The sequence below is a fragment of the Synechococcus sp. 'PEA 65AY6A-5F PE A' genome (assembly GCF_047462575.1).
GTDB lineage: Bacteria > Cyanobacteriota > Cyanobacteriia > Thermostichales > Thermostichaceae > Thermostichus.
The window spans coordinates 32,999-56,153 of sequence record NZ_JAOALE010000017.1 but is presented as its reverse complement, the minus strand read 5'-3'; the positions used below and the strand labels follow the sequence as shown (position 1 = coordinate 56,153).

General features: G+C 58.4%; 24 protein-coding genes and 1 pseudogene. 3 read left to right on the top strand and 22 right to left on the bottom strand.

Features of this window, described 5'->3' with window-relative positions; all coding sequences use genetic code 11:
* Positions 1–115: 115 nt before the first annotated feature.
* The 11 genes and pseudogenes from GG26_RS07545 to GG26_RS07495 all read right to left on the bottom strand — a co-directional run.
* Positions 116–541 (bottom strand): annotated as a pseudogene (locus GG26_RS07545) (nitrate reductase associated protein); the annotation flags it as partial.
* A gap of 24 nt (positions 542–565) precedes the next feature.
* The gene (locus GG26_RS07540; RefSeq protein ID WP_414389735.1) at positions 566–2,701 is read right to left on the bottom strand and encodes a molybdopterin oxidoreductase family protein; all 2,136 of its coding nucleotides are present in this window, start codon (positions 2,699–2,701) and stop codon (positions 566–568) included.
* An 86-nt stretch (positions 2,702–2,787) separates the two neighbouring features.
* On the bottom strand, positions 2,788–3,384 hold the full coding sequence (locus GG26_RS07535) for a Uma2 family endonuclease (protein ID WP_414389728.1): 597 nt from the start codon (positions 3,382–3,384) through the stop codon (positions 2,788–2,790).
* Positions 3,385–3,401: 17 nt separating this feature from the next.
* Positions 3,402–4,244 (bottom strand): ABC transporter ATP-binding protein, encoded by an 843-nt coding sequence (locus GG26_RS07530; protein WP_414389732.1) that lies wholly within the window; start codon positions 4,242–4,244, stop codon positions 3,402–3,404.
* A 38-nt stretch (positions 4,245–4,282) separates the two neighbouring features.
* Positions 4,283–6,274 (bottom strand): nitrate ABC transporter ATP-binding protein, encoded by a 1,992-nt coding sequence (locus GG26_RS07525; RefSeq protein ID WP_414389725.1) that lies wholly within the window; start codon positions 6,272–6,274, stop codon positions 4,283–4,285.
* Between the two features lie 72 nt (positions 6,275–6,346).
* Positions 6,347–7,306: a nitrate ABC transporter permease gene (gene ntrB / locus GG26_RS07520; protein WP_011431708.1), complete on the bottom strand. Its 960-nt coding sequence runs from the start codon at positions 7,304–7,306 to the stop codon at positions 6,347–6,349.
* A 145-nt stretch (positions 7,307–7,451) separates the two neighbouring features.
* Positions 7,452–8,774: a CmpA/NrtA family ABC transporter substrate-binding protein gene (locus tag GG26_RS07515; protein WP_414389723.1), complete on the bottom strand. Its 1,323-nt coding sequence runs from the start codon at positions 8,772–8,774 to the stop codon at positions 7,452–7,454.
* 61 nt (positions 8,775–8,835) lie between these two features.
* On the bottom strand, positions 8,836–10,383 hold the full coding sequence (locus GG26_RS07510; RefSeq protein ID WP_414389720.1) for a ferredoxin--nitrite reductase: 1,548 nt from the start codon (positions 10,381–10,383) through the stop codon (positions 8,836–8,838).
* Between the two features lie 192 nt (positions 10,384–10,575).
* Positions 10,576–11,724, bottom strand: a complete 1,149-nt coding sequence (locus GG26_RS07505) for a CAP domain-containing protein (protein WP_414389717.1) — start codon at positions 11,722–11,724, stop codon at positions 10,576–10,578.
* 16 nt (positions 11,725–11,740) lie between these two features.
* Positions 11,741–11,896 (bottom strand): hypothetical protein, encoded by a 156-nt coding sequence (locus tag GG26_RS07500; protein ID WP_168173315.1) that lies wholly within the window; start codon positions 11,894–11,896, stop codon positions 11,741–11,743.
* A 267-nt stretch (positions 11,897–12,163) separates the two neighbouring features.
* Positions 12,164–12,493: an ureidoglycolate lyase gene (locus GG26_RS07495; protein WP_414389714.1), complete on the bottom strand. Its 330-nt coding sequence runs from the start codon at positions 12,491–12,493 to the stop codon at positions 12,164–12,166.
* A gap of 173 nt (positions 12,494–12,666) precedes the next feature.
* Between GG26_RS07495 and GG26_RS07490 the strand changes: the two genes are divergently transcribed.
* Positions 12,667–13,767: a transposase gene (locus GG26_RS07490; RefSeq protein WP_414389711.1), complete on the top strand. Its 1,101-nt coding sequence runs from the start codon at positions 12,667–12,669 to the stop codon at positions 13,765–13,767.
* 57 nt (positions 13,768–13,824) lie between these two features.
* Here the strand turns inward: GG26_RS07490 and GG26_RS07485 are convergent, their stop codons facing one another.
* The 8 genes from GG26_RS07485 to GG26_RS07450 all read right to left on the bottom strand — a co-directional run bounded on the left by GG26_RS07485 (position 13,825) and on the right by GG26_RS07450 (position 19,092).
* A complete protein-coding gene (locus GG26_RS07485) occupies positions 13,825–14,583 on the bottom strand; it encodes an urease accessory protein UreD (protein ID WP_143597337.1) in 759 nt (252 codons plus the stop codon).
* Positions 14,584–14,632: 49 nt separating this feature from the next.
* Positions 14,633–15,277, bottom strand: coding sequence for an urease accessory protein UreG (gene ureG / locus GG26_RS07480; protein WP_049749711.1), 645 nt, complete (start codon positions 15,275–15,277; stop codon positions 14,633–14,635).
* Complete coding sequence (locus GG26_RS07475; protein WP_414347582.1) at positions 15,253–15,906, bottom strand: urease accessory protein UreF; 654 nt, start codon at positions 15,904–15,906, stop codon at positions 15,253–15,255. Before GG26_RS07475 ends, ureG begins: the two co-directional genes overlap by 25 nt.
* A gap of 6 nt (positions 15,907–15,912) precedes the next feature.
* Positions 15,913–16,362 (bottom strand): urease accessory protein UreE, encoded by a 450-nt coding sequence (gene ureE, locus GG26_RS07470; protein ID WP_011429504.1) that lies wholly within the window; start codon positions 16,360–16,362, stop codon positions 15,913–15,915.
* A 7-nt stretch (positions 16,363–16,369) separates the two neighbouring features.
* Positions 16,370–18,079 carry an urease subunit alpha gene (locus tag GG26_RS07465; protein ID WP_414389706.1) on the bottom strand — a complete coding sequence of 570 codons (1,710 nt, stop codon included), beginning with the start codon at positions 18,077–18,079 and terminating at the stop codon, positions 16,370–16,372.
* Positions 18,076–18,432: an urease subunit beta gene (locus GG26_RS07460; RefSeq protein WP_041438100.1), complete on the bottom strand. Its 357-nt coding sequence runs from the start codon at positions 18,430–18,432 to the stop codon at positions 18,076–18,078. Before GG26_RS07460 ends, GG26_RS07465 begins: the two co-directional genes overlap by 4 nt.
* Positions 18,433–18,514: 82 nt before the next feature.
* Complete coding sequence (locus GG26_RS07455; protein WP_041438099.1) at positions 18,515–18,817, bottom strand: urease subunit gamma; 303 nt, start codon at positions 18,815–18,817, stop codon at positions 18,515–18,517.
* A gap of 8 nt (positions 18,818–18,825) precedes the next feature.
* Positions 18,826–19,092, bottom strand: a complete 267-nt coding sequence (locus tag GG26_RS07450) for a hypothetical protein (RefSeq protein ID WP_011429502.1) — start codon at positions 19,090–19,092, stop codon at positions 18,826–18,828.
* Positions 19,093–19,229: 137 nt separating this feature from the next.
* Between GG26_RS07450 and GG26_RS07445 the strand changes: the two genes are divergently transcribed.
* On the top strand, positions 19,230–19,514 hold the full coding sequence (locus GG26_RS07445) for a transposase (protein WP_071813498.1): 285 nt from the start codon (positions 19,230–19,232) through the stop codon (positions 19,512–19,514).
* A gap of 167 nt (positions 19,515–19,681) precedes the next feature.
* Positions 19,682–20,452 (top strand): hypothetical protein, encoded by a 771-nt coding sequence (locus GG26_RS07440; protein ID WP_011429501.1) that lies wholly within the window; start codon positions 19,682–19,684, stop codon positions 20,450–20,452.
* A 195-nt stretch (positions 20,453–20,647) separates the two neighbouring features.
* Here the strand turns inward: GG26_RS07440 and GG26_RS07435 are convergent, their stop codons facing one another.
* The 3 genes from GG26_RS07435 to GG26_RS07425 all read right to left on the bottom strand — a co-directional run bounded on the left by GG26_RS07435 (position 20,648) and on the right by GG26_RS07425 (position 23,146).
* A complete protein-coding gene (locus tag GG26_RS07435; RefSeq protein ID WP_414389699.1) occupies positions 20,648–21,415 on the bottom strand; it encodes an RNA polymerase sigma factor SigF in 768 nt (255 codons plus the stop codon).
* Positions 21,405–21,539: a hypothetical protein gene (locus tag GG26_RS07430; protein ID WP_255344540.1), complete on the bottom strand. Its 135-nt coding sequence runs from the start codon at positions 21,537–21,539 to the stop codon at positions 21,405–21,407. The genes GG26_RS07435 and GG26_RS07430 overlap by 11 nt, the downstream gene beginning before the upstream one ends.
* 428 nt (positions 21,540–21,967) lie before the next feature.
* Entirely contained in the window at positions 21,968–23,146 is a 1,179-nt protein-coding gene (locus tag GG26_RS07425; protein ID WP_414389695.1) for a tetratricopeptide repeat protein, read from the bottom strand.
* Positions 23,147–23,155: the final 9 nt, after the last annotated feature.

Genomic DNA, 23,155 nt, shown 5'->3' with positions numbered 1-23,155 from the left:
CTGCTGTAAACCAGCCTAGAGGTTCGTGGTTGGCTTGCCAACTGCAGGGCTACCGAAAGCCCGCCCTGTACTGCGAAGCAGTCAGGGTCGGGTAGTTTACGCCAAACTCTCGCAGAGCGGGCAAGAAATTTTTGTTTTCGTGATGGGATCGGCTCAACTTCAGCAAGGCAAATCTCTGGATATCGTGCAAGTTTCTCCAGAAATCGAGGGCAAGCCGGATCCCCAGGTCTTGAGCTTTTTGTTGGACAGCCATTGGGATCTGGTTGGGATTTTGCCATTCAGGCTGGGGGTCAATGGGAATCTCTTGCGCCTCTTCGTGGCAGATGGAGCGAACCAAATGGCGCAGATGGTTGCGGAGTTCTTCTAGATCCTGTGGAGATTCAGAGGGCCAATCAACACACTTCCGCCGCTCTTCTAAGGAAAACTTGGCCCATTGATGGAGCTTGAGCTTGATCCCGCACAAATCCAGCTTCAGGCGTAAGCTCATGGGAATGCATCGCAGAGAGTCGGCAAAATCTTGCTCAAACTGAAACAGAGTCATGGGAACCTCGATTAGGAACCAAATCTAGAGTTGAGGGGATTGCTTGAGCGGTGGGTCGGCTTTCTCAAGAGCAACGGCACAGGCTTTTAATTCCGGCTGGCCGGAATCGGGACAACTGATGTCATGGGTAAGGGCATTACACTCGGCTTGTTCTGCCCAGAGGGATCCCCAGTGCATGGGCACAAACACTGTTCCAGGGGCAATGTTGGCAGTTATCTTGGCCGGGAAATAGGCCCGTCCGCGGGCAGAACGCACTTGAACCCAATCTCCATCTTGGATGCCCAGTTTTTCCGCATCGCGAGGATGGATCTCCATAAAGGGTTGGGGGTGCATTTGCTTGATTTTTTCAATCCTGCCGGTGCGGGTTTGGGTGTGCCAATGGCCGTAAAGCCTGCCCGTGGTTAATACGTAGGGAAACTGGGGATCCGGCGGCTCTGCTAGGCCACGGGAATGGTGGGGGATAAAGCGGGCGCGGCCATCGGGGGTCGGGAAACGCCAATCTGTGTAGAGGCGAGTGGACTTAGGGGCCGAGGTTCTTTCTTTGGGATAAGGCCATTGCTGAGGGCCTTGTTCTGCCAAAAGGGCATGGCTGAGGCCGGAGTGATCGCAGAGGCGATTTGCGGTAAGGGCGGCAAATTCTGCATAAACCTCTGCCGCGGTTTGGAAGGAAAATTGCGCTTCAAAGCCCAACCTGCGCCCCACTTCAGCAAAGATCTCCCAATCGGGTCGGGCTTCGCCAGGGGGATCTCGAAAGGCTTGACAAAGGGTAACCCTGCGCTCGGAGTTGGTCATCACCCCGGTTTTCTCGCTCCACTGGCAGGCGGGCAAAAGCAAATGGGCATATTCTGCCGTTTCTGTAGGGTAATAAGCCTCTTGGTAAACGGTAAAGGGAGACTTTTTCAGGGCTTTTTTGACCCGTTCCAGATCCGGAAAGCTCACCAAAGGATTGGTGGCCACAATCCAGAAGAACTGCAGGGATCCGGTTTCCAGAGCGGCAATCATCTCGGTAGCCCTCAGCCCTGGGCAGGGAGAGAGGGAACCGCTGGGCAAACCCCAAGCCTGCTCCACCTCTGCCCGATGCTGGGGCTGGCTCACCAGCCGATATCCCGGCAGCAGATGAGATAACCCCCCCGCCTCTCGACCACCCATGGCATTGGGCTGGCCGGTCAAGGAAAAGGGGCCCGTCCCCGGTCGGCCAATTTGCCCGGTCAGGAGATGCAGGTTGATTAAGCTGGTGATCTTGGCGGTGCCCTCACTGGACTGGTTTAGGCCCATTGACCAAAGGGATAGAACTCTCTGGGATCCCTGCCAGAGCTTGGCCGCTTCAATCAAGTCCTCAGTTGCAATTCCACAGCGCTGGGCTACAATCTGCGGCTCATAATCGGCCAGCAAAGCTGCATATTCGGCAAAACCTTGGGTGCAGCCCTCGATAAAATCGGTAGCCATTGATCCCCACTTCAACAGCAAATGGGCAATCCCATTGAAAAGATCGATATCCGTACCGGGGCGAATTTTTAAGTGGAGATCGGCAGCTTCTGCTGTCTGAGTGCGCCGGGGATCCACGACCACCATTTTGAGGGGGGATCCGGGCTTGTGCCGCTTCTTCAGGCGATTAAAAAGAATGGGGTGGCACTCGGCGGTGTTGGTGCCCACCAGAAAAGCCAGATTGCAGAGATCGAGATCCTCATAGCAGCAGGGGGGGCCGTCGGATCCCAGGGATTGGGTGTAGGCCGAGACGGCTGAGGACATGCACAGGCGCGAGTTGGTGTCAAAATTATTGGTGCCCAGGCAGCCCTTAATGAGCTTTTGAGCAACGTAATAGTCTTCAGTGAGCAACTGCCCCGATCCATACATAGCCATGGAGTGAGGGTTGTCTTTGAGGCAGCGCAGCCGAGAAACCATCTCCTCAAAAGCCTGATCCCAAGAAATGCGGCGAAAGGGCTGGCCCAAGCTCTCCCGAAACAGGGGATAGAGCAGCCGATCTCGACCAACTGCCTCCAGAACCGTAGCTCCCTTTACACAGACCATCCCCAAGCTGGAAGGATGCTCCCGGTCGCCTCTCATTTTCCAGTCACCTGAGGCTGTCGAAACCGCCTCCAATCCACATCCCACACCGCAATAGGGACATAGGGTTTTGATGACAGCTTTTTCCGACTCCATCGCGGTCACCATGAGTGGGGATCCCTGTCAGGATGGATAAGTGTCTTGCATTTTGGATCCCGATAGGCCATCAGGTTAAGGATCTCTTAGCCGAGGAGATCGGCCACTTGGATCTCAAATCCGGGCAATACAACCTGGCTTTTGGCAGTCTCTTGTTCGGTTAGCCAAAGGTGGCGATCCTGAGTCTGGATAAAAATAAATTTGCTTTTGGGAAAAACCAGCCAGACTTCCAGCGCACCGGAGCTGAGATACTCCTGGGCTTTCAAGAAAATGTCCTCTCCAGAGTCGGTTGGGGAGAGGATCTCTCCAGTGAGGGGATAGCTCTGCGGCAAAGTGGCAATATCCTCTCCAAATTGCTGGATTAAATCTGGAGATGAGTAGGCAGCATCAGGTCTTCTGACTCCGCCTTTCGTTTGGCCGGGAGCCTTCACCAAAACCATACCCCCCAATGGCTGACATTCAACATAACCGAGCCAACGGAAGAGAAGTCGGGTTTGGATCTTTGCATGCCCTAAGGTTTGCCCCACTTTCTCCACAATGTAGCCATCTACCCATTTGGTTTGGGCAACTGGATTGGCCAGATAGTCGGCAAGGGTTTTGGGCAGGGCAAGACCCGCCCCTCCATTGGGAGATCGGTTGGAACTACCTGAACCGGAGCAGTGGCCATCAACTTCCCTCCCCAAGCGTTTTGATTCGTAGCTTAATCCTCCCTATGGGCAAAGCGGCGATAGAGGAAGTCAAGGGCGCGGTTACGCAATTCGTAGAACTCAGGCATTTCCATAATGCGGGAGCGGATGCGCGGTCGCTCAAAGGGAATGGTCAAGATCTCACCAATATGGGCAGCGGGGCCGTTGGTCATCATCACCACACGGTCTGACAAGTAGAGAGCCTCGTCGATGTCGTGGGTAATCATCAAAACTGTGCAGCGGTGATCCCGCCAAATGGCCAGCAGCTCATCTTGTAGATCTTCCTTGGTAATGGCATCCAAGGCCCCAAAAGGCTCATCCAACAGCAAAACTTCTGGACGAACGGCAAGAGCGCGGGCAATGGCTACCCTTTGCTTCATGCCTCCAGAAAGCTGCTTGGGCCGCTTGTGGGCTGCCTCTGCTAAACCTACCAATTCCAGATGTTCTTGAACAATTTCCCTTTTCTCCCGCCGGGATTTGTTTGGGTAAACCTGATCCACCACCAGATAAATATTTTCAAAGGCAGTCAGCCAGGGCAAAAGGGAATAATGTTGAAACACCATCATCCGATCTGGCCCTGGGGAGGTGATGGGCTGGCCCTTGAGGGCGATGGATCCCGAAGTGGGAGTCGAAAAACCCGCCACCATGTTGATCAAGGTGGATTTGCCGCAACCGGAGTGGCCAATAATGCAAACAAACTCACCGGCGGCCACTTCCAGATTGATATTTTCCAGCGCAACGAAGGGCCCTGCTGAGGTGAAGTAGGTCTTGCCCACATTCTGAAGACAAAGAAGGGGCAGTCCTGCAACCGGAGAAGCAGAAGATAGCGGTGAGGAGAACGTGCGGGAGCTGGTCATCATGGTGTTTTCCAATCGAGAGTTTAAGGTAACAAAAGCTAAACTTCGCTGAGCCGGTACTCCTGCAGCTTCAGATCCTGCCGGATGGCCACCGACTCCAGGTAAGCAACGGGATCCTCTCCGTCGAAGCGGGATCCATCGGCAAAGAGCAAAGCTCCGCGGTCATGGGCCCGATCCGGCAGGCCCAGTTCTCTAGCGGCTAGGGCGTAGGTTTTGCTGTCCAGAACTTGGTCGAGAACCGAAACCCAATTGCGGGGAAAAGCGCAGAGTCCCCAGCGAGCCATTTGCGTCAAGATCCAGAGGTGTTCCAATCTTTCGGGACAGGTGTTGCGCCCGTTGGCAAACTGGTGAAAACCGGTGAGGGCTTGGGATTCATCGGCAATTCCCCGCTGCAGAATACCCGTCCACCCCGGCTGCAGATCCTCCAGGGCCACGCCCACATACTGGGGCTGAGCCAGCCACTCCAAGATCTCAGAACGGTGCTGCGGCTGATCGCAGTATTGGCAAGCTTCCAGTAGTGCCTTGACCAGAGCTACATGGGTGCGGGGGTAGTTTTGCGCCCAATCCTGGCGCACTGTCAGCACTTTTTCAATGTGGCTGGGCAAGATTTCGGGAGTGGTGGTGACGATAAATCCCAACTGTTCCCGCACGGCGCGGGAGTTCCAGGGCTCGCCCACGCAGTAGCCATCGATGTTGCCGGCCTTGAGGTGGGCCACCATCTGCGGCGGCGGGATCACGGTTAACGTGACATCCCGATCCGGATCCACCCCCGCGCTAGCCAGCCAATGGCGCAGCAAGAAGTTTTGCATTGAGGCCGGGTGCACCACCCCTAGGGTATGAACCACGTCAGGAGTTTGCCGGAGGTGTTGGCGCAGATCCCAGGGACTGAGAACACCCTGCAGGCAAAGTCTGCGCCCAAAGGTAATGGCGTTGCCGCCGCGGGAGAGGGTTAGCGCGGTAATCAAAGGCACCGGAACTCCCCCTACTCCCAAGGTGGAAGCCAACGGGATCCCGGCCACCACCATAGCCGCGTCCAGCCGACCGGAGCGGATCCCTTCCCAGATGGTCTTCCAGCCTGGCTCCCGCACCAGGGTGACCTGCTCCAGGCCGTACTTTTGAAACAGGCCCTTTTGCTGGGCCACCACCAGAGGCGCGCAGTCGTTGAGGGGCACAAAGCCAATCTCCAAATTGACCTTCTCCAGGCCGTGTTTGGCAATGGCCACGCGAACAGGCGTTTTTTGGCGAGCCCGCTTTTGCTGGTTGAGAAAGTAGATCATCTCTCCCCGCAGGCTGTAGTAATCGGGGTGACGCACCACTTCCAAACGATGGCGGGGTCGAGGAAAAGGGATCCGCAAAATCTGGCCAATGCGGGCCTCCGGGCCATTGGTCATCATCACCACCCGATCCGAAAGCAAGAGGGCCTCATCCACATCGTGGGTAACCATGACACAGGTGAGCTGCTCCGCCTGGGCAATCTCCATCAGTTGCTCCTGCAGGTTGCCGCGCGTCAAGGCATCCAGAGCGCCAAAGGGCTCATCCAACAGCAGCACCCGCGGACGGATGGCCAAAGCCCGGGCAATGGCTACCCGCTGTTTCATCCCTCCTGACAGATGGGCCGGTCGCTTGTCGGCTGCCCCCTGCAACCCCACACGGCGAATGTGTTCTGCCACAATCCGGTCCCGCTCCGCTTTGGGAAGGGATCCCAGCACCTCGTCCACGGCCAGGGCAACGTTCTCCCGCACGGTCAGCCAGGGCAGCAGGGAATAGTTCTGAAACACCACCATGCGATCCGGGCCGGGATCCGTAACCTGTCGGCCCTCCAGGAGAATGCCCCCTCGGGAAGGCTTTTCCAGGCCAGCAATGATGTTGAGCAGGGTCGATTTGCCACAGCCAGAGTGGCCGATCAACGAGACAAATTCCCCTTTTTGGATCTCCAGGTGGATGTCTTTCAGGACAGGGTAGATCTCTCCGTTGTCGAGGAGAAATTCCTTGTCGACATGATCCACTTCAATGTAAGGCTGGGTCTTCATGATTCCTCTGAGATGATTTCTGAGAGCATGGAGAAATTGTCAGCAACCAATCTAAAACTCGGCCAAGCTCATTTAGCGATCCTCAGCCACCACCAGCGAGCCAATCCAAGCCGTGATCCGATCCAGCAGAAGACCCACCATCCCGACATAGATCAAAGCCAGAATGATTTCGCTGATGCGGGAGCTATTCCAGGCATCCCAGATGAAAAATCCAATGCCCACACCGCCAATCAACATTTCCGCTGCCACAATGGCCAGCCAAGACAAGCCCACCCCAATGCGCAAGCCGGTAAAAATGTAGGGCACAGTTGCCGGGAAAACGATTTTGAAAAAGTACTTCCAGCCGGACATGCGCACAATTCTGGCCACGTTGCGGTAGTCCTGAGGGATCTGCTGTACGCCGACAACGGTGTTGATCAAAATGGGCCAGAGGGCCGTAATGAAGATTACGAAAATGGCGGAAGGGTTGGCATCTCGAAAGGCAGCCAAAGAAATCGGCAGCCAGGCCAAAGGCGGCACCGTGCGCAGCACCTGAAAAATGGGATCCAAAGCCTCGTACAGCCAGCGATTGACCCCGATGATCATGCCGCCCACAACCCCCACCAAGCCGGCCAGGGCAAACCCAATGAACACCCGCCGCAAGCTGGCCCAAATTTGCCAGAACAGCCCTTTGGCATTGCCGCCATAGTCAAAAAAGGGATCTTTAATGAGGGGATCCCAGGTGTCCTGCCAAACTTGGAGAGGCGTGGGCAAATTGGCTCCGGGACGGCTGTAAATGATTTGCCAGAGAATCAGGACGAGCAAAATGGCCGTAGCGGGCAACAGAATGCGACGCAGCGCTTTGTGGATTTGGACTCTTTGCCGCCAAGCAGAAGAAGGTGCAGAACTGGCGGGAGAACCGATTCCGGTACTGGACTGAAGAACAGAACCTTGGCCGGTTTTCAGCAGCCAGTGGCCTAGGCCAACCAGTAGGGGAAGCAGGATCCGAAAGAGGTGGTAGCCCAACTGTAGGGCAGAGTGGAAAATCCTCATGGCTTGCTGGGAGTAAGGTTGAAGTCAACTTAAGAGGATCCCAAGAGAGAAGGGGTTTAAGTTGAACACTCTTTGTGGGGATTCGGGGATCCCTTCTCTCCTGGACAGAGGGTTTGCAGCTAACTTGCTGGGGAAAGTTGGGAAATTAGGCCAGCTTCTTAATCGCCAATTTCTCCAGGTAGGCGGCAGGATTTTCGGGATCGAACTGCACCCCGTCGAAGAAGGTTTCCACTCCTCGAGAGGTGCTGGGGGGAATGGCTGCCCCCTGACCAATGGCTTTGGCAGCTTCTCGCCAGAGTTCTTCCCGATTCACCCGCTCCACCAAGGCTTTGGTATCGGTGTCGGCAGGCAGATAGCCCCAGCGGATGTTTTCGGTCAAGAACCAGAGATCGTGGCTCTTGAAGGGGTAGGAAGCGTAGTTCTGCCAGAACTTCATCAGGTGGGGGCTGTTTTCAACGACCTTGCCGGTGCCGTAGTCAAAAGTGCCCCGAGAACGGCCCAAGATATCGGGCACAGGCACCCCCAGCCAGCGGCGGTCGCCGATGATGCGACACATCTCCTCTTTGTTTTCCATCTGGTCGCACCAGATCTGGGCTTCTAGCACCGCTTTCAACAGGGCAAGGGTGGCTTTCGGGTGCGCATCCACCCAGTCGGCCCGCAGGGCAAAGGCCTTTTCCGGGTGGCCGTTCCACAGCTCGCCGGTGGTGAGGGCAGTATACCCCTCTTTTTGGTTCACCAGCTGGGCATTCCAAGGCTCGCCCACACAGAAGGCTTCCATGGTTCTGGATTTCATATTGGCCACCATCTGCGGCGGCGGCACCACAATGATGGAGACGTCGCTAGTGGGATCGATCCCGCCTGCGGCCAGCCAGTAGCGCATCCACATGTCGTGGGTACCGCCGGGGAAGGTCATCGCACATTTGGGATCTTTGCCGGCAGCTCGAAGCTCGGCAAACTTGGCCTTGAGGGGGGAACTATCCAGGCCGATTTGCAAATCCCGATATTGGTTGGAAATGCTAATGCACTGACCGTCCAGATTGAGACGGGCCAAAATGTACATAGGCACCGGCTTGCCATCGGTAACTTTGCCCGTGGTGATGAGGTAGGGCATGGGGGTGAGGATGTGTGCCCCATCGATGCCACCGGCGGCGGATCCCAGCACCAAGTTGTCGCGGGTGGTGCCCCAAGAGGCCTGCTTGACCACCTCTACGTCCTTCATGCCGTACTTGGCAAAAAACCCCTTCTCTTTGGCAATGATGAGGGGGGCAGCGTCGGTTAGAGCGATGAACCCCAGCTTGGCGCTGGTGGTTTCGGGAGTATCGGCCTGCGCCACCCAGTAGCCCTGCCCCAAGGATTGCGATTGGGCGCGCGGGATCCCAGCCGTGGCCGCCCCAGCCGTGAGAGCAGCCACCCCGGCCAAAAATTGCCGACGGGAGACGGGAGAGGAAGTGCTGAACAGCTTAGACATCGAAACCTCCAAGATTTACAACGACGAAGAAAGAAAAACTTTCAGGACGGCAACAGAACCGCTAGCGGGTTACCAAAACAGAAGCCTGGGCGGCGGACGGATGCTGACGCGGCTTGGCCCCAAAGTGTTCAATGAGCAGCTCCACCAAGACCGGCTTGAGGTCTTCGCAAGGGATCCCTTTGCGCACGCATTCGCCCAGCTTGGCGTCTTTGCCCACCTCTCCCCCCATGTAGATGTCCACGGCCTCCACCACCCTGCCGTCCTTGCGAGCAGTGGTGCCCATAAGGCCGATATCGGCTACTTGGGGTTGGCCGCAGGAGTTGGGGCAGCCCGTCCAGTGGATGCGCACCGTTTGGGGGATCTCCAGCTCCGCCTCCAGCTCCTCCATCAAGGCCACAGCCCGGTTTTTGGTCTCGATAAGGGCAAAGTTGCAGAACTGGTTGCCCGTACACGACACCAACCCCCGCTGCAAGGGCCCTGGGTTGGGGGAGAACTTCTTCAAGAGCGGCTCTTTGAGGAGCGGGGCCACTCGGGAGTCGGGCACATTGGGGATGAGCACGTTCTGCTCCACTGTCAGCCGCAGCTCCCCGGAGCCGTACACCTCCGCCAAGCGGGCCAGCTCCATCATCTCCAGGGCGTTGAGCCGCCCCACCGGCACATGCAGGCCGACAAAGTTGAGGCCCGGCTGCTTCTGGGCATGCACCCCCAGCAGATCCCGCTTGTGCCAGACCACCTCGTCTTTTTCCGCTGCCCTGGGCAGAGGGTGGCCTATCTGGCGCTCCACAGCCGCCCGGAACTTCTCTAGGCCCCACTCGTCAATGAGCCACATCAACCGCGCCTTTTGCCGGTTGGCCCGCAGGCCGTGATCCCGGTAGACCAGCAGCACCGCCTCGCACAGGGGAACTACATCGCGGGGATCCACCCAGACATCTAGGCCAATTGCCTCGGCGCAGCGGCGAGCCGAGAAAAAGCCGCCCACCAGGACGTTGAAGCCCAGGCGGCCATTTTTGAAGGCGGGCACAAAGGCCAGGTCGTTGATCTCGGCATGCACCGAGTTGTCGCGACAACCGCAGATGGCGATGTTGAACTTGCGCGGCAGGTTGCTGAAGGAAGGGTTGCCCTCGCCGTTGTTGGTGATCATGTCCTGCACCTTGCGAGTGAGGCCGCGCACATCGATCAGCTCGTCCGGGTCAATACCGGCCAGAGGGGATCCCGTGATGTTGCGCACGTTGTCCATGCCCGACTGGATGCTGGTCAGGCCTACCTCTTTCAGGTAGCCCAGGATCTGGGGCATTTCCTCGATGGGGATGCCCCGCAGTTGCAGGTTCTGCCGGGTGGTGATGTCGGCTACGCCCTGTTCTCCATAGGGGTGGATGATTGCGCCCAACATCCGCATTTGGCCGCTGGTTAGGATCCCATTGGGCAGGCGCAGCCGCAGCATGAACTGACCTGGGGTGCGCTTGCGAAAGAAGATCCCCAGCCACTTGAGGCGGTGATCCCGGTCGTCTTCAGGAATGTTCTCCCAACCCATCCGGGCAAACGCCTCCAGCTCGGCCTTGACCGCCAGCCCATCCTTTTCGCTTTTGAGGCGTTCAAATTGGTTCGCCATGATCGCTGCCGTGGGGTGAACACTGGCTACCCTAGCGATGACGAACCGTTAACTTTGGTATTGGCAGTTACACTTTGTAACAGGTTATGCAGTTTTGTCATTCTCGAATTGCGCTTTATGCATAAAGTCAGGCTTCCAGGAGCAGCAGACCCCTCTTTCCCCTTTGGGAAAGGGGCTGGGGGTGAGGAAAAGCTAGTTGAGAGGGTTGAAAGAGTTGAAAGGCTCCATCTGCCAGAGCAGACGGGGCGGGATCCCCAGCCCTTCAGTGAGGGGTGCGGGCCGTTGGGAAGTTTGGGGATCGCAGTCGTAGAGAGCGGTGGTGTAGCGGTAGCTGCGGGGGGGGCCACCGTTGAGGCGAATGCCGCTAATTTCAAAGGTGTAGTTGCGATTGGGCTGGATCGAACCCACGGAGTAGGTCAAAGTTTCCAGGCCAAAGGCGGGATCCCCAACCCGGATATCTCCAACGGGCACCGGCTCACCTGTGACGGCATCGGTGATGCGGATTTGGGCTTGGCTGAGGTCAGACAGGCCGCCGCGGCTGGGCACCGAGAAAGACCAGCGGTAGGCAGACAAGGGCTGGCCGGAAAACCCTTCTAGGCGGTAGAGGTAGCCGTCTTTCTCCGGGAAGGCGATGAACTCTGGATCTGGCACCGACTCGTCAAAACCGAAGATCCAGTTGGCGTTGGCCTGGGTCACCCGTCCAGCCCGTGGGTCAAAGACAATGCCGTAGGCCCCCTGGGCGTACTGAGGATACAGGTTCCAGCGGCGATGCCCCACATCCACAAAGTTTTCTCGACCTGGCTCGGCAAAATAGATGTCCACCTGCCGCGCCAACACCCGGCCTGGATCGGGGCCGTTCAGCTCTAGGATGGGCCCAACCGCCAGGTTGCTGAAGCGGGATCCCGCCTCCCCAGCAGGGGTAAAGCAGCGCCAAGAGGGGGGCGGCTGGTGGCTGAGGGCGCCATTGGCCACCTGCATCAGGGCCGCCTGCTGAGCGGCCTCCAAGAATTCGGGATTGAGCTTCACCGGCGGCAACTCGTGCAACAGCCGCAGAAAGTTGAGCCGATCCATCATCTTTTGGGCTGCTGCCGGGGTGAGGCGACCGGGATTGCAGGTGGCAGCCTGAGGCTGCTCGGCATAGATGGGGCCGGCAAAGCTGCGGGTCTGGCGATCCAACTGGCACAAGAAACCGGCGATGGGCAGCTCCCCTGCCGGAGGGGGCCCCACCGCAGTAAGGGATCCCTCCCCACCGCCGCAGGCTGCCAACAGAAAAAGGCAGAGCAGACTCAAAACCATCCCTGCCCAGACTTGCTGCAAACTGGGCAGCCGCTGCCAAGGCATGCAAGATCCTGTGGGCTTACCGACCAGCGGGGGTGGGAGTGGGCGTGAGGCTGGGGGGACTGACGGTGCTGCTGCTACCCTCGTCGCAGGCAGACAACAGTCCCAGGCACAGGAACAGGGCCAGAGCCCCCAAGAGCTGGCGGCTCACCTTGTTGAGTTGGAGTGCGGCCATCGCAACAAACCTCCAAAACGCTGCCAGGTTTGACCCTGTTCTATCACCTGGCCCAACAAGTTGCTGTGCCGAGACTTCTGTCGGCAAGGGCAGAACTCGAACCCCAGTCAAGAAATGCTCACCCAACTCAGCCGGATCCTCTAGGGCTAGAACCTGAGTTCAGCCTCTGCCCCTTCCTATAGCGTAGCTGCGGATCCCCGCACCTCTTTCCGCGCTCAAGCGTAAAGACTACATCGATTTTTTTGCCGAGACTGCAGGGATCCGCCTTCAGGGGACGATCTGAAACTCCAGGTTGTAGGTCTGGAGCAGGTTGATCGTCTCGTGGTCGGTGAGGTTGGTGTCGGCCAGCTCCAGATTATAGAAATCGATGAACTCCTCGTGGTCGAAGTAGGGGCCGGCATGCCAGGTGCCCATCTCCAGTTTGATAAAGCGATCGCCGGGCACCCGAAAAGCCTGAATCTCGTCCACTTGCAGCTCGTCGGCGGGCGGCGCGACGGCGATAAACCACTCCTTGCCGTGCAGGGATCCCAGGCACTGGGTGCAACGGGTGTGGCGGGTTATTTGGCTGAACTTGAGGCCAGGACGGAGCAAGCGCATGAGGTAAAAGCGGGGCTGGCCCTGATTCAAAAACAACTGGGCATCTGAGCTGTCGAAAGGCTTGTCGTCGGGAGCAGGGCAGATCGCCTGCCCGTAAGGGGCAAAGTTGGTAGTGTTGCGTATTTTGTGGGTTAAGCATGGAGGGCGGAATGGACCGAGAGGAGCTCAAGAGGTTGACCAAGGAGGAGATCAGCCGGCGCATTCGGGAAGGGGTCAAGGCCGTCATAGTGCTCCGCACCGCTTACGCGAACGAGCAGGTGTTGGAAGAAGAGATGGCCGAGCACCTGGCTGCGGGTTACCGTGAGCGCACCCCAAGCCGCCGCGGGGAGCGGAACGGCTACTCCACCCGGGACCTCATCACGCCGGCGGGCAGGATCGCCCAGCTCCGGGTACCCCGGGACCGGGAGGGGACTTTCCTGACCGAGGTCTTTGAGCGGTACAAGCGGATGACCGGGGAGGTAGAAGAGGCGGTGCTGGAGATGTACCTCCAAGGGGTCTCCACCCGCAAGGCGGCGGCCATCACGGAGGGCGTGTCCCGGGTGCGCATCGGTAAGGACGCGGTCTCCAGGGTAGCCCAGCGCCTGGAGGAGGAACTCTCCGCCTGGCGCGGCCGGCCTTTGGAGCTGGCCTACCCCTACCTCTACCTGGACGCGGCCTACTTCAAGGTGAACTGGGGCGGGCGGGTGGTGGACCTGGCCCTTCTGGTGGCGGTGGGGGTGAACGAAGAAGGCTACCGGGAGGTGCTGGTGGTGGAGCCGGCGGGCGGGGAGCGGAAGGAGGCCTGGAGGAACCTGCTGAAGGGCCTGGTGGAGCGGGGGCTTCGGGGGGTGAGGCTGGTCATTTCCGACGACCACCCTTCCATCCCCCAAGCGGAGCGGGGCGTGGTGGCCGAGGAGCTCCAGGAGGTGTTTGTGGCGCGGCGGCGGGGCACGGCGGAATCTCTGGCCCGGGGGTTCGTTGAGCGCTACCGGTACCGGCGGGCGGTGGAGGTGTTTGCCCAGGGTCTGGCTGCTTTCCCGTCAGGGAAACACGGTGAGGAGGCCCTGACCTACCTGGACTTTCCCGGGGTCCACCAGCGGCACATCAAGAGCACCAATGTGCTGGAGCGGCTTATCCGTGAGGTGAAGCGGCGGAGTTTCCCCGGCGAGGGGAGCCTGGTGAATCTGGCCACGGTGGTGATGCTGAGGGCCACGGAGGACTGGGCTTTCCGGCGTTACCTGGACATGGACCCGCTTTGGGCCGCGGAAGAGAAACCCACAAAAATCGCGACTTGACCTGTGGAGGACTTTTACGACAGCCTCTTACACGATCAAGCGGCCAGGCAGCGCCCTTTAAAGGGCGCTGCTATAGCGCATTACGTCTACGGCTGGAAGCCCCCTTAAGGCTCTTTCCTGACTCCAAATCTTTAGGGCCCTCTGGGTCACCTCCTTGTTCCCAATCCCCCTAAGAAAAGAGTGCCTGAACGCGGTAAGCCCCACTCCTAGAAGCCCGTTTTCCGTTTCCTCAAAGAAGGGGTGACTTTCCCAGTTCCAGAAACCGCACACAAGGTAGGGGTGACCCTCTAGAACCCCTGGGTGGTTTGGACCCAGCTCCTCAGGAAGGAGCTCCAAAGCGTCCATATAAAAGGGAACCTGGCCGAAAATCGCCGTTCGGGCGCGAATCCACTTAAACTTTCCCACTTCTCCTCTAGCTAATCTCCCTAGGGCATACATTTCCATCCAGCTAAAAGACGCTTCCGTTCCCAAACTCACCTCCATCCTTTGGTCCAAGGCCGAGGCGGGGTGGGGAATGGTGAGGCCGGGGTAGTACTCCAAAAAGCCTTCCACCCGAAAAAGGAGCCTCTGAACCACCGGTCGATACCCCCGGGCAGGGAGAACCTTGGTCGCCGATTGGTTGAGGAGGATTACCTTGGCCCCCGGAGCAACATGAACCCGGATCTCCACCTGGTCCCCTCCCATAAGGCCAGGGCCAAGGGTCAAAAGCTGCAACACCAGGCCTTCCCCATAGGGAAAGGGCCTTAGCACTTTGAGGGCACCGCGGCTGTAAGCCCTACGCAGGTGGGTCCGGCCGCCGATAGCGATGAACTCCAATTCCAATTGGCTAACCAAAAATTGGCTAACCAAAGCTGGTGGGGACGCCTCAGTCTCCCTCAAAGAGGACCTCCCGTCGGATCCACTCCACCACGCTATCCAGCCCTTCCCCCGTCTTGAGGTTGGTAAACACCCAAGGACGTGAACCCCGTTTGAGCCGCGTATCCCGTTCCATGACCCCAAGGTCGGCCCCAACCAAAGGGGCAAGATCGATCTTATTGATCACCAGGAGATGGCTTTTTTCAATGCCTGGGCCCCCCTTGCGGGGAATCTTGTCTCCCGCAGCCACATCGATCACATAGATCCACACGTCCACCAGTTCTGGGCTAAAGGAAGCAGCGAGATTATCCCCCCCTGATTCCAAAAAAAGGATGTCCAGATCGAGGAAGCGGGCCAGCATGGCTTCCACCGCCTCCTGGTTGGCTGCAGGGTCTTCGCGAATGGCCGTATGAGGGCATCCTCCCGTCCTCACCCCTGCGATCCGCTCGGGGGGAAGAGCCCCCGAGCGCACAAGGAATTCGGCGTCCTCATAGGTGTAGACGTCGTTGGTGATCACCGCAAGGTTGTAGCGATCCCGCATGGCTTTGGCCAGCCGATCTATAAGGGCGGTTTTCCCTGAGCCGACAGGCCCGGCCACACCGATTTTTACCGGTTTCACAATCCCCCTCCTTAGCTCTGAAACAGCCTGGTCCATAGGAAGTCCTGTTGATGCGCTCTCAGGTCCCAGGCAGGCGTAGCGGCAAACAACGCCTCATCAGGGTTGCGGAGTACCTCTTGCACCGTTTTGGCCATGGAAGAGTGAAGGGAGCAAAGCATGTGTTGGGCACGCTCAGCTCCCAACGCGAACACCCGGGTTCCGGCCAAAAGCAAAGCTTGTACGGAAGTGTGCAGGAAGGCCAGGGCCAGAGGTTCCCGCTCAAGCCCCAGCATTTTTCCCGCAATACCCCAGGCTACTGCTTGATGCCCTTCCCGTAAGGGTGGCCAAGGCAGGTTGGGATATAGACGGCCTAGAAGCGCCAGAACGCGTCTTCCTACCTGCAGGCTGGCCTCTCTGGCCCCCCGTACCGGCTTCCATGCGGTAAGCAGGGCGTTAAGCCGTTGCAGGGCCTCGAGGTCGGGACTCTTTTCAAAGGCCAGCACCAAGGCGGCTAGGTCCAAACGAAGCTGCCCAAGCCGAAGGTCAGCGAGGATCAGATCGGGTATCCTTCCAGGATCCAATCCAACGGCCGCGTAGGATTCCAAGCCGTAGGAGTGCACAAAGCTTCCTACCGGGAAGGCCGTATCAGCGAGTTGGAAAAGCCTGAGGAGGGCTACTTCCTTCATGGAGCGCTAGTGGCTATGCCCAGGCAGAGGGGTCTTGGCGAAAGAGCGCATTTCCCTAACCACTACCAAACCAAGGTTCCGTAACCGCTCTTCCAAAGCGGCATCGTAGAGGATCGCAATCACCTCCCCTGAAAGGTCTATGGGGCGGTGAAGATTGCCGATGAGGTGGCCCACTTGAGCCGCTTCCTTGAGACTTCTGGGATAAATGACGAGAACCTCCTCCGGAGCTGCTACTACCCGGTAGGCCACACCCTCTACCACACAGAGAATCTGCCCTGGCTGAAGCACAGTTCCTGTAGGCAGGGCCAGGTTCAGGACAAGGCCGCTTGGCGTTTCCAAGCGCCGGCGCACCTGGGTACGCTCCTCCGAGGTCATGGGTAAGTCTACCACTTGTAACCCCTCAGGGATGCCCTCCTCCATCTTTCTAAGATGGGTCACCACGTAGGTCTTGATCATAAGTCTCCTAGAAAAGGAAGTACCTCTGGGCCAAAGGCAGGATCTCGGCAGGCTTGCTGGTTATTTCCTCCCCATCCACCAAAACCCTATAGGTCTCCGGGTCCACCTCTACCTGGGGCAAGGCATCGTTAAGTCGCATATCCTTCTTAGTGAGCCCCCGGGTTTTCCGTACCGGAAGCAGAGTACGGTTTAGCCCGGCCGGAAGCCCCCCCCTCTCCAGGGCGGCTTGGGAGACAAAGGTAAACGAGACTCGCGTCAGCGCTTTGCCAAAAGCAGCAAACATGGGGCGATAACGGACGGGCTCAGGGGTGGGAATGGAGGCGTTGGGATCTCCCATAGGCGCAGCAACGATAAAGCCAGCTTTGAGAACTAGATCGGGCTTGACGCCGAAGAAAGCCGGATGCCACAGGACCAAGTCCGCGTACTTTCCGGGCTCTATGGACCCCACATACTCAGCGATCCCGTGGGCGATGGCCGGGTTGATGGTGTATTTAGCCAGGTATCGCCGGATGCGGAAGTTGTCGTTCCTCGTGCTGTCTTGCGGTAGTGGACCCCGCTCCTCTTTCATTTTATGGGCTGTCTGCCATGTCCTTAGGATCACCTCCCCCACGCGTCCCATGGCCTGGGAATCGCTGGTCATCATGCTAATGGCTCCGAGATCATGGAGAACATCCTCCGCTGCCATCGTCTCGGGTCGGATGCGGGACTCCGCAAAGGCCACGTCTTCGGGGATATTGGGGCTTAGATGGTGGCACACCATTAGCATGTCCAGGTGCTCGTCAAGGGTGTTCACCGTGTAAGGCATGGTGGGATTGGTGCTAGAGGGGAGCACGTTGGGGTACCCCACTACCCTGAGAATGTCCGGGGCATGGCCTCCCCCGGCCCCCTCCGAGTGAAAGGTGTGGATGGTTCGCCCCTTGAAGGCCGCCAGCGTATCCTCTACAAAACCGCTCTCGTTCAAAGTATCCGTGTGAATGGCCACCTGGACATCGTAGGCCTCGGCCACGGTCAGAGCGGTGTCGATAACGGCGGGGGTAGCCCCCCAATCCTCGTGAATCTTGAGCCCGATAGCACCGGCCAGGATCTGTTCCTCCAGCGCCTGGGGCGAGGAGGCGTTCCCTTTCCCCAGCAAACCGAAGTTAAGGGGTAGCCCCTCGAGGGCCTCCAACATCCGGTGGATATACCAAGGGCCCGGGGTACAGGTGGTGGCCTTGGTTCCTTCGGACGGTCCGGTACCTCCCCCGGTCATGGTGGTTATGCCACTAAAGAGGGCCTCCCAAGCTTGCTGGGGAGCGATGAAGTGGATATGGACATCAATACCTCCGGGGGTGAGGATCCGACCTTGGCCAGAGATGACCTCTGTTCCTGGACCGATTTCCAAGCCCGGCGTAACGCCGTCCATGATGTCCGGATTGCCCGCCTTACCCAAGGCCACAATGCGCCCATCCCGGACACCCACATCTGCCTTGACAACACCCCACCAGTCCAGGACCACCGCATTGGTAATCACCAGATCGGGGGCTCCCTCCGACCGGCTCCTCTGAGACTGGGCCATGCCGTCCCGGACAGTCTTTCCTCCGCCGAAGACCGCCTCCTCTCCTGGGGGCAGGGTCCAATCCTCTTCCACCTCCAGGATCAGATTGGTATCGGCCAGGCGGATCCGATCCCCTACTGTGGGTCCATAAAGGCGAGCACGGGCTTCCCGGGAAAGCCTCATAGGAACCCCCTTTCCCGAGCTGCACGGAGCGCCTCCGCCCGCTTCTCTTCCAAGGAGCCCATGACCAAGGCATTCATACCGTAAACCCTCCTAAGACCCGCTATCTCTACGAGTTCCACCACCTTGGTCTCCCCAGGCTCGAATCGCACAGCCGTTCCAGCGGGGATGTTGAGGCGGAACCCATAGGCCTTTTCTCGATCAAAGCGAAGGGCGCGGTTGACCTCAAAGAAATGGGCGTGGGAGCCCACCTGAACAGGACGGTCCCCAGTATTGGCCACCTCGAGGCGGACCGTGCGGCGGCCGGGGTTGAGTTCCACTTCCCCTGACTCGGTGAAGATTTCTCCGGGAATCACGATTCACCTCGCACCAAGATCTCCCAAAAAAGCCTCCCTGAGGCCAGCAAGGCAAAAAGGGCCGCGGCCGCATTTTTACCCCCTAGCGAATAGGCTTGTGGATCGTTACCAACTTGGTCCCGTCGGGAAAGGTGCCTTCTACTTGAACCTCTTCTATCATGTCCGCCACTCCGTCCATTACGTCCTCCCGTTTCAATACCTGGGCTCCCAGGTCCATTAGCTCAGCCACGCTTTTACCCTCGCGAATACCCTCCAGTACCTCCGCCGTGATCAAGGCCACCGCCTCGGGGTGGTTCAACTTGAGTCCCCGAGCAAGGCGGCGTCGGGCGACTTCGGCCGCCAGGAAAATCAGGAGCTTATCGATCTCGCGTTCGGTCAACCGCATGGCCTCTCCTACAAGCTGATCAGCCGACCCACCGTCTCCGGACTGGCCTCCGAGGTCCGACCCTCCAGGATCACACGTCCCCGGTCCATTATGTAAAATCTTTGGGCGAAGTTCCAGGCGAACTCTAGTTTCTGCTCCACCAAGCCGGTAAGGGAGTGGAGTACGCCCACCTTGACCTCGCCTTGGGCAAGGCCTTGGGCGAGGCTCAGACCCACCAAGCTAACCACCCCCAGTACCCCTAGCAGTACCCCTAGTAACCTCCAGCCTTTTCCCATGTGTTCCTCCTTCCGAGTCGGACTTCAGGTCCGACCCTGGTGGAAAGCATAAAATAAAGTTGCATTAGCCAAGCTGACAGTATGCAACGATACAGTTAGCGAATACTTCGCTGACAGTATGCTATGTGTAAGCGTTTGTGTACGGGTTTAAGCGGGCGGTGGAGGTGTTTGCCCAGGGTCTGGGGGAGGCCCTGACCTACCTGGACTTTCCCAGCGGCCACCAGAGGCACATCAAGAGCACGAATGTGCTGGAGCGGCTTATCCGTGAGGTGAAGCGGCGGAGTTTCCCCGGCGAGGGGAGCCTGGTGAATCTGGCCACGGTGGTGATGCTGAGGGCCACGGAGGACTGGGCTTTCCGGCGTTACCTGGACATGGACCCGCTTTGGGCCGCGGAAGAGAAACCCACAAAAATCGCGACTTGACCGCAAAGTTTTCCGCTTCAACCAGAGGTGCCTTCAGTTGGCGTAGTTGGGCTACTCACCCTGCTTGTCTCCTCTTTGGCCAGCTTTTACCCCTGAGAAGGGATCTCAGCAGGATCTCAGGTGCCGGCAGTAGAATTGGGTGGAAAACTTAGCCCTTGGCAGAGTCCATGGCCATGCGGCGGGATTTACAAGAGCTGGTCATTTCCCCTTTTCTGGTGGAAAACCTTTCTGGGGTACCCATAGCCTGGCTGTACCGACCTCGGCCTATCCGTCGCTGGAAAGACTGGCTGCGCCAGTTCTCCGCCTTTTGGGATCTGCTGGGCCTGCTGTTGGTGCTGGATTTGTTCTGCCGTTTCTTGACCTTTTGGTCAGGGGGATCCCTGCTGACCTTGGTGGGGCGAATTTTGATCCCTGGCCTGCGCAGCAGTTGGGAAAGTTGGCTGGTGGAATGGGGAATCCTGACAGCCATTGCCGCTTTGGGCCAAGCCTATTGGATTTTCCGCAGCCGCCGCATGCCGCTCTTGCTGAACTTGCTAGAAGAAGTAGATCGCTACAATCGGCTCATTCAAGCCATTCACATCAACGATGAATTGGTAGAGGCGGGCAATCCTGAGGCCAAGCTGCCCCAGCGGGATCAGATCATCGAGGCTCTGAAGCTGACTCGCAGCGACCTAATCCGCGCCTTGAAAACTGAACGGATCTTGCGGCAGAACAAAGACTTTATTGAGCAGCAAAGGGAGTTCTTCGGCGACGAGCTGGCAGCTCTGACTGCGCTCCAGCTAAGAGAACAGGCCAGCGAACAGTCGCAGCTTTTGGATGCTGCTTTGCAAATTGCCTTGCAGGTGCGCTCCCAACTAAGCCAACTGCAGAACCGGGGAGCAAATTGTTCCCAAGACAAAGATCAAGCTTCAGACAAAGCTCGAGACAAAAAAGATTAAAGCGAAGACACAAGTTACAGCTATTTCGACCAGGATACTGCACTGATATTGAAGTAACCAAAGCCTTGGACTACGGGAAAGTCGTTGTGAGGCTCTTTGTCGCCTTGATCTCCACTTTGGGAGAGGGTTCAGATCTGCCTGGAAAAGCGCTGGAGACTGTCGCGAAGCCCAGGGATCTTCCTTCTCGGCAACGCCCTAAAAAATGTCCTGACTCAGCAGCTTAGCCAAGCGCTCCAGGCCCTTTTTAACCTGTCGGGAAACGGTAACGGCGCTAATTCCCAGCCGCTCTGCCGTCTCTTTTTGGGTGAAGTCGTAGAAGAAGACAAATTCCAAAATCTGGCGGGTGCGCTCCTCCAGCTTGGCCAAGGCATTTTGCAGGCGAATGCGATCTTCTTCGGCCAGTTGAAAGCTGCGGTAGCGCTGATCGGGAATGGTATCCCCCAAAGCAACGCTGTCTTCTTCAACTTGTACGGGAGCATCTAGGCTGAGCAAAAGGCTGTTTTGTTGGGCCAGCTCCAGCTCTCGCCATTCCTGCTCCGTCAGTTGCAGGGCTTCCCTCACCTCGGCCTCAGAGGGAGAACGGCCCAACTCTTGCCGCAGACGGGCAATCACCTTCTTGGCTTGTCTTTGCAGGGTCGTCCAGCGGCGTGGGATCCGCATGGTGGGGCTTTTGTCCCGCAGGTAGTGTTGAATTTCTCCGCGAATGTAGGGCAGGGCAAAGGAGCTAAAAGCCAGGCCTCGGCTGATGTCAAAGCGTTCGATAGCTTGAATCAAACCCAAACAGCCAACTTGCACCAGGTCGTCGTACCCCTCATTGCATTGGTTGCGCCAGTGGTGGGCCTCTTTGCGCACCAAGCCCAAGTTCATTTCCACCAGCCGGTTGCGCAGGGCTGGATCGCGATTCTGGTGGTACAGCCGCAACAGTTCGGCAGTTCGGGCTTTAACATCCTCACTAGATGCCATAGATCCACATGCGGCTGGGAATCCGGTCTTGGCCAAAGGCAATGGAGGGGGGGCCGCCGGTCGCCTCAGGGAGACGGAGTTCTTGGGAGAGGTCAGGCGAGGGGCCGTTATCATAGACAACCACTTTACCGATTTGCCGAAAATAACTGTAGAACCAGCACTCAAGGAACTCGAAAACCATTCAAAGGTTGAGGATCCCACCCATAACCAACACCCATCCAGTCAAGAGACGCTTTTGCCCAGCCAGACCCTGCGCAAGCAGGTGCTACAGGGCTACAGGGATGGCGTTAGAAGCACAACCGGACACTGTTGAGATTTGCCAAGAGCTGGAACGTTCTTAGTTTGACCAGGTTTCTTGACCCAAGCAACAGCATCTCTACGGAAAATCGGCGGGTTTCATCGGCAAAAGAGCGCAATTTTCCCGTAAGACCCAACGAAATTGCCGGATTTCTGTTGTTGGCGTGCTCTCGTGGTTATTGGTGATTGGGTCAGGTTGGCGGTGAAACAGCCTGTGCATTCCAGCCTCTCCTCTCCTTCTGGGAGGTGAGAACGTCAAGAGGCTGTTCGTGACAGCGGCGGGGGGTTCTTGGGGGGATCCGTGCCGGCAAGGGCTGCCAAAAAGGATGCAAAACTCGGCTCCTCGCGAATGAGGTCGAAATAGGGCTCAGAGGCGAGCAAGGGGCGGTAGCGTTCCGGCTGCAGGCGCAGGGCTTGCTCCAAGGCTTGCAGGGCCTGGGGCACCTGGCCTTCCCAGGCGCAGCAGCAGGCTTTGGCGTAGTGGGCCTCGGCATCGTCGGGATCCATCTGCAGGGCTCGGTCAAAACTCTGGATGGCCAGCCCGTAGAGGTTCAAGTCCATCAGCACCAGGCCGCGCTGCACCCAGATCTGAGAACGCCGGGGATCCTGCTGCAGGGCGCGGTCGTAGCTGTTGAGAGCTTCCATCCAGTTGCCCAGGCGGTGGTGGGCGAGGGCGTGGCCGGCCCAGAGAGAGGCCGACTCCAATCCCAGTTGCAGAGCCCGTTCATAGCTGGCCAGAGCCTCGGCGTAGCGCTCCAGGTGCACCAGGGCCAGCCCGCGACTTTGCCAAACCCGGGGATCGCTGGAATTGATGGCCAGGGCCTTGTCGTAGCTGTTCACCGCCTCCTGCCACCGCTCTAAGGAGGCCAAGGTCAGCCCGTGCAGATGCCAGGCTTCCCCGCTGTCGGGGCGGAAGGTGAGAACCTGCTCGTAGGCGCGTAGCGCTTCTTGGTAGCGGCCCAGTTGCCGCAGCGTGTTGGCCTGGTTAAAGCGGGCCTCGAAAAAATCCGGCCTCAGTTGCAAAGCCCGCTCGTAGCTGGCTAGCGCCTCCTGGTGACGGCCGAGATCGTCCAGCAGAGAGCCGCGGTTGTTCCAGGCTTCGGGAAAATCCGGCTTCAGCTGCAGGGCCCGGTCGTAGCTGGCCAGGGCGGCTTGGGCCTGCCCCATTTGGTCGAGGGTGGTGGCGCGGTTGTACCAGGCAATGGGATCCCGCGGCCGATCTCCCACCGCCTGCTCGAAGGGCTGCAGTTGGGCCGCCTGTTCCGCCGTAAGGGCAGAGAGGTCAATCGCCGTTGCCGGCAAAACAGTTGTCGAGTCTGGGGGAGCAGCTCGCTGCTGTCGCCGCAGCCGCCAGGCCCAGCCTCCCACCAGGAGCAACAGGCCCACTCCCAGCAGCAGCGCGCCCAAGTCGGTCGAGGCAGTTGCCAACGCCATGACTCACTT